15 protein-coding genes are annotated in these 12979 nt (G+C 41.1%); 2 read left to right on the top strand and 13 right to left on the bottom strand.

Annotated features, from left to right (window positions below; translation table 11 throughout):
* Positions 1-6: 6 nt before the first annotated feature.
* From ureA to ureE, 6 genes are all read right to left on the bottom strand, one after another.
* Positions 7-309, bottom strand: coding sequence for an urease subunit gamma (ureA, locus tag AC4MCD_RS07615; RefSeq protein WP_395526097.1), 303 nt, complete (start codon positions 307-309; stop codon positions 7-9).
* 243 nt (positions 310-552) lie between these two features.
* Entirely contained in the window at positions 553-1428 is an 876-nt protein-coding gene (locus AC4MCD_RS07620; RefSeq protein WP_419365217.1) for an urease accessory protein UreD, read from the bottom strand.
* Between the two features lie 43 nt (positions 1429-1471).
* Complete coding sequence (locus AC4MCD_RS07625; protein WP_419365219.1) at positions 1472-2038, bottom strand: HupE/UreJ family protein; 567 nt, start codon at positions 2036-2038, stop codon at positions 1472-1474.
* A gap of 13 nt (positions 2039-2051) precedes the next feature.
* Positions 2052-2666, bottom strand: coding sequence for an urease accessory protein UreG (gene ureG, locus AC4MCD_RS07630; RefSeq protein ID WP_004785864.1), 615 nt, complete (start codon positions 2664-2666; stop codon positions 2052-2054).
* Positions 2667-2747: 81 nt separating this feature from the next.
* Entirely contained in the window at positions 2748-3413 is a 666-nt protein-coding gene (locus tag AC4MCD_RS07635) for an urease accessory protein UreF (RefSeq protein WP_419365220.1), read from the bottom strand.
* On the bottom strand, positions 3400-3882 hold the full coding sequence (ureE, locus tag AC4MCD_RS07640; RefSeq protein WP_005235563.1) for an urease accessory protein UreE: 483 nt from the start codon (positions 3880-3882) through the stop codon (positions 3400-3402). Before ureE ends, AC4MCD_RS07635 begins: the two co-directional genes overlap by 14 nt.
* 249 nt (positions 3883-4131) lie before the next feature.
* On the opposite strand from ureE, the gene AC4MCD_RS07645 reads away from it, so the two are divergent.
* Complete coding sequence (locus tag AC4MCD_RS07645) at positions 4132-4836, top strand: phospholipase D family protein (protein WP_004785869.1); 705 nt, start codon at positions 4132-4134, stop codon at positions 4834-4836.
* A gap of 61 nt (positions 4837-4897) precedes the next feature.
* On the opposite strand, the gene urtE is transcribed toward AC4MCD_RS07645, so the two are convergent.
* The 6 genes from urtE to AC4MCD_RS07675 form a co-directional block, all read right to left on the bottom strand.
* A complete protein-coding gene (gene urtE / locus AC4MCD_RS07650) occupies positions 4898-5596 on the bottom strand; it encodes an urea ABC transporter ATP-binding subunit UrtE (protein ID WP_491875857.1) in 699 nt (232 codons plus the stop codon).
* 11 nt (positions 5597-5607) lie between these two features.
* Positions 5608-6426 (bottom strand): urea ABC transporter ATP-binding protein UrtD, encoded by an 819-nt coding sequence (urtD, locus tag AC4MCD_RS07655; RefSeq protein WP_419365222.1) that lies wholly within the window; start codon positions 6424-6426, stop codon positions 5608-5610.
* Positions 6423-7496: an urea ABC transporter permease subunit UrtC gene (gene urtC / locus AC4MCD_RS07660; RefSeq protein ID WP_419365224.1), complete on the bottom strand. Its 1074-nt coding sequence runs from the start codon at positions 7494-7496 to the stop codon at positions 6423-6425. The genes urtD and urtC overlap by 4 nt, the downstream gene beginning before the upstream one ends.
* Positions 7497-7500: 4 nt before the next feature.
* Positions 7501-9138, bottom strand: a complete 1638-nt coding sequence (gene urtB, locus AC4MCD_RS07665) for an urea ABC transporter permease subunit UrtB (protein ID WP_419365225.1) — start codon at positions 9136-9138, stop codon at positions 7501-7503.
* 94 nt (positions 9139-9232) lie between these two features.
* Entirely contained in the window at positions 9233-10471 is a 1239-nt protein-coding gene (urtA, locus tag AC4MCD_RS07670) for an urea ABC transporter substrate-binding protein (RefSeq protein WP_419365323.1), read from the bottom strand.
* A gap of 366 nt (positions 10472-10837) precedes the next feature.
* Positions 10838-11605 (bottom strand): alpha/beta fold hydrolase, encoded by a 768-nt coding sequence (locus tag AC4MCD_RS07675; RefSeq protein WP_419365227.1) that lies wholly within the window; start codon positions 11603-11605, stop codon positions 10838-10840.
* Positions 11606-12290: 685 nt separating this feature from the next.
* Between AC4MCD_RS07675 and AC4MCD_RS07680 the strand changes: the two genes are divergently transcribed.
* Positions 12291-12572 carry a damage-inducible protein J gene (locus AC4MCD_RS07680; protein ID WP_419365229.1) on the top strand — a complete coding sequence of 94 codons (282 nt, stop codon included), beginning with the start codon at positions 12291-12293 and terminating at the stop codon, positions 12570-12572.
* A 32-nt stretch (positions 12573-12604) separates the two neighbouring features.
* Here the strand turns inward: AC4MCD_RS07680 and AC4MCD_RS07685 are convergent, their stop codons facing one another.
* Entirely contained in the window at positions 12605-12973 is a 369-nt protein-coding gene (locus tag AC4MCD_RS07685) for a hypothetical protein (RefSeq protein ID WP_419365230.1), read from the bottom strand.
* Between the last annotated feature and the right edge of the window lie 6 nt (positions 12974-12979).

Raw genomic sequence — 12979 nt, forward strand, 5'->3', positions numbered from 1 at the left:
CTGCTCCTATATGATCGGTTGATGGACAGTGACCAGCTTTGATCCATCTGGAAAGGTTGCCTCGACCTGCACTTCTGCAATCATTTCCGGAATGCCTTCCATGACATCATCACGTGTCAGTAAAGTCGTACCGTAATGCATCAATTCACTCACCGTCATGCCATCACGCGCACCTTCAAGCAGTGCCGCAGAAATATAGGCAATGGCTTCTGGATAATTCAGCTTTAAACCTCGGGCTTTACGACGCTCTGCCACCAGACCCGCAGTAAAAATCAGCAGTTTATCTTTTTCTGTAGGATTGAGTTCCATAACTGGTTCCTCATTGATATATATGTATTTCTAAGCAAAATATGTGCAAGATTTAAAATCTTTCCCATTTCAACTTTATAAAAGAGATGAGCTTTTCTCCTCCCTTTATCAAAGGGAGGTCGGGAGGGATTTGACCTGCTCTTAGCCTTCTTCCAGTCAAAGGAATCCTTAATTTTTTTTGCGGAGCAACGCTTCTCACTCATCTTTAAAAGAGGACATTTTTTAAGACGATTATGAAGACTTTTACGTCCGCCAAATCCTCGGAAATGCCTCATCCAGACCGAACCAGTAACGTCTTAATCGAGCGCGAATTGCAGCAAAACCATCATGGCATTGACGGACATCATCTCCCAGAAAACGTGCACTAATTACATCGCCAAGCAAAGTCAAGGTAATCGGTACATCCATCCGCATAATAAGCTCACGAATTAAATCGAGATGCTGTTCCAGATAAAAACTCGCGCGGTATTTTTCAGGCGGTACAGCCCAGAAGCTACCCATCACCGCATGTCCATTCATACCTAGACATGAACTGAGCCAGCGGTCATTGCCTTTAAAATTCAAGGTATCTACAACCAGCAATTTGTCTTTACGCCAAAGCTGAAACCGGTTTTGATAAGCCCCCTGTGCAAACTGCTCATCTCGTGCCTGACGGCCGATCACCAGCATATCCCAACCAATAAAACTGGCTGCCGCATCTAAATGGACGATTGTTTCGGAACTGGCATTAGCCCCATCAAACAGCATGGTTTCTTGAGGTAGCCATTCAAAAATCGCATTGTCATTTAAACGGATATGAATGTGCTGAAAAGCCTGCTTGCCATTGGTTCTGTACCATTTACCCGCACCCGGTGTGGTCACCAAAGCATGAGCATTGGCATCCACCTGCATATCAAAAGTGAGATGATCTCCACCGGCGATCCCTGCTGGCGGATGCACGATAATGGCATGGCAAATCCCATTGGCTTCTGGCCATAACATTTTCTGGATGCGTACCGGTCCATGATGCCTGCGATGTTGCAAAATGGTTCGTGCAGTCTGTTGCTGCGCCTGAAATCCCATTTCCAGACGTGCATACCATAAGTTCTGCTGTGTGCTTTTTTCTGCCAGTTCATACATCAACAAATCAACTCAATTTCATCTGCAAATGATTTTTCAGGCATTAAGCCAGGCCAATGACAGCGACAACTGCAGCTAACCCACCAATGATCTGCTTGCCATAAGGTACATATTTTTTTACGAATGCACCTAGAGCCAAGCCTGTACCATAAATCAAAGCCATTGCTGAAACCATACCGACAATTAATAGCGATACATGTCCACCTTGCCCCAATTCACTTCCATGCGCTACGCCGTGGAAGCTAGCCAATAAGATTGCAGCGACAGGCAAAACCTTATTCGATTTAGTCCACAGCGCAACAGCTAAAATGACCAGTGAAGCGATGATGCCTGACTCAGCCAGTGAAGTTGAAAGCAGACCCTTGCTACCGAGCACAAAGCCTGCAACCATCGCTACTGCCAGACCGATGAGACCCGAAATTTTCCAGCGTTGATTTGCAGTCCACATCAATACACCAAAGGCAATCGCCATCATCAGGTGATCTAAACCAGTAAAAGGATGGACAAAGCCAGACCAGAATCCACTGTGATGGTCATGTCCCGCGTGAGCAAATGCCAACATCGGTAAAGCTGCCACGCTTGCAACCAGTAACTGTTTGAATAGACGCATGATGAATTTCCCCTTAAGACTTAAATAAACCTTGTTTTTCGATAAAGCTGATAATTTCGTTCAAGCCATCTTGTGTTTTCATATTAGAAAATAAAAATGGTTTATCGCCACGCATCCGCTTCGCATCCTGATCCATCACCTCCAGGCTGGCACCGACCATTGGCGCCAAATCCGTTTTATTGATAATTAGCAGATCCGACTTGGTAATACCGGGACCGCCTTTACGTGGAATTTTCTCGCCACCAGCCACATCAATCACGTATAAAGTGAGATCAGATAATTCCGGGCTAAAGGTTGCCGCAAGGTTATCGCCACCACTTTCAATAATGATAAGTTCTAGTCCATCAAACTTTTCACACAAATCATCAATCGCAGCCAGGTTAATGGACGCATCTTCACGAATCGCAGTATGTGGGCAGCCGCCTGTTTCTACACCGACAATACGGTCTGGCGACATCGCTTCATGACGGGTTAAAAAGTTCGAGTCTTCTTTGGTGTAGATGTCATTGGTCACCACTGCCATATTGTATTTTTCACGCAGTGCAAGACATAAATTCAGGGTTAAAGCAGTTTTACCTGATCCAACCGGACCACCAATTCCAACGCGTAATGGACTACGTTCTGACATGTTGATTTCCTTTATTACATTTTCTGGGCACCAGTTTTAATGATGCTTTTCAATCTTTTTACTACTGCTCTGGTCTGAAGATTACGACCGGAATAAGCGTGAATACTGGGTTTCATGAGACATGCTCAACATGGCATATTGCGGTAATGCGCTGCTGATTTCATGATCATATAAAGCTAATGCTGCCTGTACAGCTTCAGGAATTTCCTGATGTAGTTGCCATATAATCCGCTGCCCACTCATTTGCCCGAGTGGAATGGTTTTTACTGCTGCCAGCAGCTGATTTTCCAAAACTGTAAAGCTATAAGCAGTTAAGACATCGGCAAGATCTAAACCCAGCTCACCACATAAATGTGCATACACCGGCACAAACCCTAATTGCTTTTTTACGCTCGGTGGTTGTTTTAAAACATCTCTAATCCATGCATTCAAAGAAAATGCCAATTGTTGTGATTCAGCCAGTAATTCTTTGGATTCTCGGCTGGCCCGATACAGTTCTGCCCAATACTGAAACTGTTCTGCATCATCAAAAGTCTCTACCAGACGCTTGAGTACTGGAAGCTCAAAACGCACTAGTAGCATTTCCAATACTTCCTGAAAATAGCTCACACAGGAGACTTCATCATGCACCATGCCTTTTTCGATGGCGCTTTCCACCCCTTGCGAATAACAGTACGCTCCAATCGGCAATGCCGTTGAAGATAAAGTCAGCAAGCTGAGCAGTTGAGACGCATTAGTGATGGACATGATGTAAAGCCTTGATTGGGCTTAAGCGGTGGTCATGCTGATGCTGTGCATAAGCACCACTTTCAGGTTCAAATGGGTGCATGACTTCCTGAACTTCAAGACCTAAGCCTTGTACCATTTCAGCCAGTACATGATCTGGTTCAAAGTACAATGCTGTAGGTGTCAACATTAATGGAACATGACGATTCCCTAGATGATAGGCTGCTTTTAATAAGTCAAAGCTATTGTTTGTAGTCACCTGCATCAATTTTTCAGGCTTCGCATCGACCCGAAGAATGTCACCCTGTTCAGTTGCTATAAAAGAACCACTACGCAAAATTCCTGTACGTGGTAAATCTGCACCAATATCGACACCATTTTTTAAAGTTGCACGAAAACGGCTCTTTTGTCGTGTATCGAATGTGAGTTCAAGAGACTCAAAATCACTTTCTGGTGCAATGTTTTCCAAACGTTGCGTATAAATTTTCATAACTACCCTACTGATGCTGATAAATCCTGTATTTGTTCCAAATTGAAACCAAATAATTTTTAGCATTTAAAATTTGCATCAAAATAAAGCAGTTATCGTGCCAACTTGGTTTGTTAAAAGATCTAAAATTGAATGAAAGATAAAATCTCAAAAGTTTTCGTTGAGCTAATCCGTAAGTTAAATTATTTTCTTGATTCAAAAATTTAAGCTAATATCTCTACAATGATTAAATAAGAATATGAGAAATAAATGGCAAAATTTTTAAACACAAGCGGAACAAATTTCTTTCTAGAAGAACTTATTAAAAATGCCAAAGAGCGTTTAATTTTAATTAGTCCATATTTGCGTCTCAATGATCGTATTAAAGAGCTATTGGAAGACAAAGATCGGCTAAAAATTGATATCCGTATTGTTTACGGTAAAAGTGATCTGCATCCTGATGAAATTAAATGGATGCAAAAACTGGATTATGTGCGTCTAAGTTTTTGTAAAAATCTACATGCAAAATGCTATTTGAATGAATCAGAGTGCATCATTTCAAGCTTGAATCTCTATGAATTTAGCCAAGTGAATAACAATGAAATGGGGATTCTAATCCGCAAGTACGAAGATAATGATGTATTTAAAGAAGCTTATGAAGAAGCACAACGGATTATTCGAATTAGTGATGAAGTCCGCATTACTTTAGATGAGGTAAAAGCAGAGACCATCCCAACTGAAGAGAATAAATCAGAAGAAAATACAGCGTTCACAAAACTGACCACAGCGAAGCTTGCCGCAAAACTAGGCTTAAAAACAGCAGACACTTTTGAGAAATTGATTGCCAAAGGTTATCTAACACTCAATGAAAATGGAAAGCATTTTTTAACAGATGAAGGTAAATCTGCAGGTGGAGAATTCCGGACTGGACAATATGGCATGTATTTTTTATGGAGTGAGAATACAGAGATTTAATTATATTTATAAATCCCTCCAAACCTCCCTTTTACAAAGGGAGGCTTTAAAAGCAGTATGACTAAATCGCTACCAAATCCCGAATCCCTTTTTCTGGCATTTCGCTTCCGACACCTTGAGCAATCACTTGCCCACGTGCCATGACGGTATAACCATCTGCCAGTTCTTCAGCAAAGTCATAGAACTGCTCCACCAGAACAATCGCCATTTCACCGCCATCAGCCAGCTTACGAATCACGCGACCAATATCTTTAATGATAGATGGCTGAATTCCTTCAGTCGGTTCATCCAAAATGAGCACACGCGGTTCAGATGCCAATGCGCGGGCAATCGCCAGTTGCTGTTGCTGGCCACCGGATAAGTCACCGCCGCGTCGATACTTCATTTCTTCTAATACCGGAAAAATCTCATAGAGATGTTCCGGAACTTTACGGGTTTTGGCTCCTTTAAATTTTGCCATACCAATCAGAATATTTTCTTCAACGGTTAAAGTCGAAAAGATATCCCGGCCTTGCGGCACATAAGCCAAACCTGCCTGAACCCGCTGTTCAGGACTCAGTTTGGCAATATCTTTGCCATCTAAAAGAATCTGACCTGATTTGATGGGCAAAATCCCCATCAGACATTTCAGCAGTGTCGTTTTACCAACGCCGTTACGACCCAGTACGACAGAGCACTCACCGACAGGCGCATTGAAAGACACATCACGTAAAATGTGACTACCGCCATAAAACTGATTTACATCTTTAACTTCTAGCATCAGTCAGCCCCTTAACGTCCAAGATACTTTTCAATGACCTCTTCATTGGCCTGGACTTCTGCCAATGTACCCTCAGCCAAAATCGCTCCTTGTGCCAGTACCGTTACTTTTTCACTAATAGTATCGATGAAGCTCATATCATGTTCGACCACTACCAGCGTATGATTTTTTTTCAGTTCCAGACACAGTTCAGCAGTCCGTTCAGTTTCAGCATCGGTCATCCCAGCCACAGGTTCATCCAGTAAAATCAGTTTTGGACGTTGCATCAGCAGCATGCCAATTTCCAGCCATTGTTTCTGACCGTGTGATAATAAGCCTGCAGGTTTGTGAATAAATTCCTGCAAGCGGATTTGCTGTAAGGATTCATCCAAGGCATTTTGTGCATCCGGATCGAGCTTGCTGAAAAAGCTTTTTTTAACACGTTTATCTTTAGGTGCAGCCAAGAGCAAATTTTCCATCACGGTGAAATTTTCAAACACCGTTGGTTTCTGGAATTTACGCCCGATGCCAGCTTCTGCAATTTCTTCAGTACTCATTTTCGCCAGATTATAGGTTTGGCCAAAAAATGCAGAACCTTCAGTAGGACGGGTTTTCCCGGTAATGACATCCATCAACGTGGTTTTACCCGCGCCGTTTGGCCCAATGATGCAGCGCAATTCACCTTCTTCGATATACAGCGATAAATCATTTAAGGCACGGAAAGCATCAAACCAGACACTGACTTTTTCCAGATAAAGTGCGACCCCATGGCTAAAATCTGGCCCTTGCTCTTTTGGTCGGCCATAGCCTTCAGAAGCATGGCCGCCATGAGGTTGTAAAATTTCACTCATTCGCTACGCTCCTTTTTAAAACGGTCAAATAATCCAATCACGCCTTTAGGCAGGAAGATGGTGACCACAATAAATAATGCCCCCAGAATTAATAACCAGGCTTCTGGATAAGCGACAGTAAAGTAAGTTTTAACTGCATTAATTAAGCCTGCACCCAGGATCGGACCGATCAAGGTACCGCGACCGCCAGTCGCTACCCAGACTGCCATTTCAATCGAGTTCACCGGATTCATTTCGCTCGGATTAATAATCCCGGCTTGTGGTACATACAGTGCACCAGCGATACCTGCAATCACAGCAGATAATACCCAGGCTGAAAGCTTGTACCATAAGGTGCGGTAACCTAAATATTGCAGACGGTTTTCACTATCACGAATCGCGCCAAGCACACGACCATAAGGTTTATTCATTAAATGGCGTAGACCAACAAAGCACAGCAATAACACCAGAGCCGTGATAAAACATAGGCTGGCACGCATCGGTGCTGATGTGATGTCCATGCCTAAAATGGTTTTGAAACCGGTAAAACCGTTATTCCCGCCAAAGCCTGTTTCATTGCGGAAGAATAAAAGTGCTGCTGCAAAAGTCATCGCCTGAGTAATAATCGAGAAGTAAACGCCTTTGATTTTTGAGCGGAAAGCAAAGAAGCCGAAAATAAAGGCAATCAGTCCTGGTATCAGAACCACAAGCATCATGGCCCACCAGAAATGATTAGTCCCCACCCAAAACCAAGGTAACTCAGTCCAGCTCAGAAAACGCATGAAGTCAGGCAAACCATCACCTGCTGATTGACGCATTAGGTACATGCCAAAGGCATAACCACCCAAGGCAAAGTACAGGCCATGACCTAAACTTAAAATACCGGCATAGCCCCAGACCAGATCAAGTGCTAAAGCCACCAACGCCAGGCACATGATCTTACCGATCAAAGTTACCCAATAAGCAGACAGATGCAGGCTCGAATCTGCTGGCAATAAATGCAGCCATGGCAATGCCAGCAAAATAATAAAACAGATCGCAATTGCGAGTGCGCTATAAGGTTTATCTGAAAGTAATAATGTGATTTTCATAGGCTTACTCCACAAAGCGTCCTTTAATGGCAAACAAACCTTGTGGACGTTTCTGAATAAACAAAATCACAAGAACCAAGAGAATAATTTTTGCTAGTACTGCCCCCATACCGATTTCCAGTACGGTACCGCTGACACCCAGACCCAAAGCAGCAAGTACAGCTCCCCATACTTGGCCAACACCACCTACAACGACGACCAGGAAAGCATCAATAATGTAATTCTGGCCAAGATCTGGCCCGACATTACCGACTTGAGCCAAGGCACAACCGGCAAGACCCGCAAGACCTGAACCCAGACCAAATGCCATCATGTCAATCCGGCTGGATCGGATACCGACAGCACGAGCCATTTGACGGTTTTGCGTTACGGCACGGACAAATAAACCAAAACGGGTTTTATTCAGTAGATAAACAAGTAGCAGCAAGACAGCTACAGTAAAGACAATAATTGCAATACGGTTATAAGGCAGCATCAGGCTTGGAGTAATCGAGATCCCGCCTGAAAGCCATGAAATGTTAGAAACTTCGACATTTTGTGCCCCAAAGATCATCCGCACCACTTGCATCAGGATCAGGCTCACCCCAAAGGTTGCCAATAAGGTTTCCAGTTGACGGCCATATAAAGGACGAATCACGGTACGTTCGATCAGCATGCCAATCGCCGCACTGACAATAAATGCCGCAGGAATCGCTGCAATCAGGTACCAATCCACCAGACCACTAAAATGCGATTTGAAGAAACTTTGCACCACATAAGTGGTATACGCCCCGATCATGATCAGCTCGCCATGCGCCATATTAATGACACCAAGCAAGCCATATGTAATGGCTAATCCTAAAGCCGCAAGCAATAAAATACTGGCAGTACTTAAACCGGAAAATACATGTCCAGCCCATTCACTGGCCTGAATTCGGGTTTTGATACTACTTCTGGCATCGACCAGCGCTGCTTTTAAATCAGGATGCAGATTTGGCTGAGCCAGTTCATTTTGAACCAGTGCAAGAACGTCTGGTCTGTTGGAATCTTTTAAAACTTTTGCCGCTTCTATTTTGGTCAGGACATTTTCAGATTGATAATCCAGACGTGCTTTTAACTGGGCAAAACGTGATTTAACCGTATTGTTTTTTTCATTTAAATACATCTGATTGATGGCTTTAGCATCAAGTTCAGACAAGTTATTTTCTAGAATATCAATCGCCTCAAGGCGCTGAGAGGCTTCGTCTGAATTTAATTTCTTTTTTGCTAAACCGAAGGTCAGTGCTTTATTTAAAGTATTTACCAATGTAATTTGCGACAAATCAGATGGCCAGGTTTCAACAGCTTTTCCATCAGGATAGCTGACTAGTTTGTCTTCTGCTTCCAGAATATAAGTATTACCTGCACTGTCAGTATAAAGCTGATCTTTTTCAACAAACTCTGCTAGTTGATCAAGTTGTTCAACACTGGAAGGCCACTGGTTTAATAAAGCACGACGAGTGGCAAAGTCCCCACGAACAAACTGCTGAATGGCATCAAGTGACTGTTGAGATGATTGCGATACGGTTGTTTCGCTAGATTGAGTTTCTGCATGCACCATATTGAGACACAAACACTGACTCAAAATTACAAAAATGGCCGCGAGATTTAGGCGAGTGGACATGAGTGTCCTCCCTATTTATATATTTAACGCTATCCCGTCCGGGAGATGAAAAATAAGAAAGGCCTACTGCCGAAGCAGCAGGCTTTGGAGGAAATTATTTAGGAATGTATGGGCTCCATGGCTCAGCAGCAATGGTTTTCGGAGTTTTATAAACCACATCAAACTGACCATCGCCACGAATCTGACCAATCATCACCGGTTTATGTAAATGATGGTTGTTAGCATCCATTTGTAACTGATAGCCAGATGGTGCATCAAAGGTCTGACCTGCCATTGCTTCACGAACTTTATCTACCTCAGTAGAGCCGGCTTTTTCTACCGCCTGTTTCCACATATTGATACCGACATAAGTCGCTTCCATCGGGTCATTGGTCACAAACTTTTCTGCATTAGGCAGTTTGTATTCCACGGCATACTGTTTCATCTTGCCGCTGAATTCAGTATTTTTCGGATTTTTTACGGACATGAAGTAGTTCCACGCCGCTAAATGGCCGACCAATGGCTTGGTATCAATACCACGAAGCTCTTCTTCACCTACAGAGAATGCCATAACCGGAATATCAGAAGCTTTTATGCCCTGGTTACCCAATTCACGGTAGAACGGTACGTTTGAATCGCCGTTGATGGTTGAGATCACCGCAGTCTTTTTGCCTGCAGCAAATTTTTTCACATTGCCGACAATGGTTTGATAGTTACTATGACCAAATGGTGTGTACTCTTCCATGATGTCAGCATCAGCGACGCCTTTAGATTTTAGGAAAGCACGAAGAATTTTGTTGGTGGTACGCGGATAAACATAGTCTGTACCTAGTAATACAAAGCGTTCAGCTTTACCGCCTTCTTCACTCATCAGATATTCAACTGCTGGAATCGCTTGCTGGTTAGGCGCAGCACCGGTATAGAAAATATTTTTAGACTGTTCCTGACCTTCGTATTGGACTGGATAGAACAATAAGCCATTTAACTCTTCAACCACTGGCAATACCGATTTACGTGATACTGAAGTCCAGCAACCAAAGATGACCGCAACTTTATCTTGAGTGATGAGCTGACGTGCTTTTTCAGCAAATAGTGGCCAGTCAGATGCTGGATCAACGATAACCGGTTCAAGCTTTTTACCTAAGACCCCCCCATTGGCATTGATTTCATTAATCGCCATCAATGCTGTGTCTTTTAATGAAGTTTCAGAAATGGCCATCGTGCCAGATAAAGAATGCAAAATACCAACTTTAATCGTTTCCCCACTAGTTGCAGCTGCTTTCGGCTCAGAGGTAGCGGCCGTTTTATCTTCAGGCGACTTCGAACAACCTGTTAAAGTCAGTGTCCCCAACATCGCAGCAACAATTAAATTTTTAGAAAACTTTTTTTGTTCGACTTTCATGTACTTCTCTCCAATCCTAGTTAGGCTTTTTTAGAAAATTTGAGAGAAGCTATTCAAATACTGTGCCACTTTTAGTTTACAATTTTAAGCCACTGAATTTCATTATGATTATCTATTTTGAATAAAAATAGAGATTAAATTTTGCACCAATAAATACATGTTGCCCTAAAATAGAAAATAAAGTCTGAGGCTGAAAATCAATTAATTAGCCTAAAAACTCATCAAAATAGCGCAGGCTTTTAAATCAAAATATTAAGAATGCTTACTAAGGATGCATAAATAAAATGAGCAGAAAATACATCTGCTCATCAATATAATTTATTTTTCATCAATAAAATTTTGCATATGCTGCAAAACTTCCGCCGTCTTTTCTCCATGTAGCCAGTGCCCTGCATTTTCAATCACTTCAATCTGTGCATGAATAAACTGCTGATTGATGGCTTCAAAATGTTCAGGTTTAGAGATATATGATGAATTTCCACCTCTTAAGAATAATGCTGGAAGTTCATTTTTTTCTATCTTCTCCCAAGCAGTAATATCTTCATAATGATTATAAAGTGCTTGCACATTAAACAACCACTGTCCTTTATTGAATGATTTTAAAAGAAACTGGATGACCATTTCCTCTTGAATATATTTACGCATAATTTTTGCTGCTTCATTTCGTGAAGCGACTTGCGCCTGCTGCACTGCAAACAAGGCTTTAAATATTTGAGAATGATGATTTTCTTGATATTGAATTGGCGTGATATCTAATACAACCAGTTTTTCAATCTGATCAGGCGCCAGGTCTGTCAGCTTCATGGCAATTTTTCCGCCCATTGAATGCCCGACTGCAATAAATTTTTTAATATTTAAACTAGCTAAAGTTTCTAAAATATCTTCGGCCATGATTTGATAATTCACTTCATCAGAATGGCCAGATAAACCATGATTTCTGACATCAATTTGAATCGTAGTTGCCTGCTCTGAAAAATGTCGGGCTAACATACCTAAATTACTTAAGCTACCAAATAAACCGTGAATAAATACCATTGGGGCTAAAGTTGATGTTTCATGGGTTTGTATTTGATAGTTCAGGATCATTTGAGAATTCCGTGATTTTCTATGTTATGTGTTAATAGTGGAGTTATATTGGAAGTTAATCAATTGCCAATGACATAATTTAAAATTTTGCTTAGGCTATTTTTATGGAAATAAAATATGCTTAGCCTAAATTGGCAAGATCTGCTCATAATTGAGTGTCACACTAGATCATTAATAAAAAAAATATTTTAAAATTTTTAGGAAATATACGAGTTTTAGAGGTTTATTTGGTATTAAATTTTAATTATGGGATATGGATTTTGCGAGAATAAATATAAAGTAGAAAATTGCTTAGGCTATTTTAGCGTGCAATGATTTTACTGCCCTTTGTTTAAGTAAAAAGAAACATATAAATATTTAATAATTCTTAATAAATTTCAAAATTAGCTGATATATATCCGGTAAAATTTGTATATAAATAGATTTTTTATAAAGTTTATTTAATGAGTAATTTAAAATACAATGAAATCCATATACTACGTATCAGAGTATTTATGCATTTTATAAGCAAGCTGAGAGTCGAAAAAACGGGCTAATTTTTTGGCCCTACCCTTTTTTATCCGTCTATACCTTTATCAAGATCAACATCCCTAAATAAGATATGAATATTTAATTTTATTAGCTTGTATATGCTTCATATCCGATAGTTTAAAGTAGTGTATAAAATGTATTCTAAGGCTATCTTATGAACAATTTAGTTAAAAAAAGCATTGAATTCTTAGTGGAACAAGACGTTGTTGAATCAGCAGAATGTGTGATCGCAGAAGCCGGATTAAGTCCAGCAGAATTGATCACGATAGTTTATGCCAAAATTGTTCGAACAGGTCAAATACCTATTATCCCTCAAATAGGAACTAAGGATTTTAATATCGCTCGATTAACAGCAGCGAGTTCGTCTATTCCAACTGTCAAAGTTTCCACTCCAGAACAGAAGGATGCATTTTTAAATGATGATGGTGGCTATTAAAACTGAAAACATTGCTCTTGCTTTTGGCCTAATTACACTTCCCTACTCTTACAAAATACTGCGGTGATCATACCTGAATTATTCATACTCTGTGCTTGTCGATCCAGAAAGCTTTTAGCAATCATCGCCATTGTAGGCGCCATATTGAGTTCATGATTTTCTTCAGAAACTTTTTGAATCTCTTCATAAGCCGTTAAACGCTGACAGAATGCCTGACGTTGACTTTGTGCATCAGCATTCTGATCTGGCTCATCTAAAATATGTTTGGTTTCATTGACTATTTTTGTTTGCGCAGCAATAAACTGATCATAATCTGCTTGTGAAAGCTTTTCGGCAAAAGCCATATTGTTCAATTGCATGCAAATAAAGAAAGTACATATTAAAGATGAGGATTTGATCATTTCGAA

It is taken from the genome of Acinetobacter sp. CAU_H_78 (assembly GCF_058599365.1).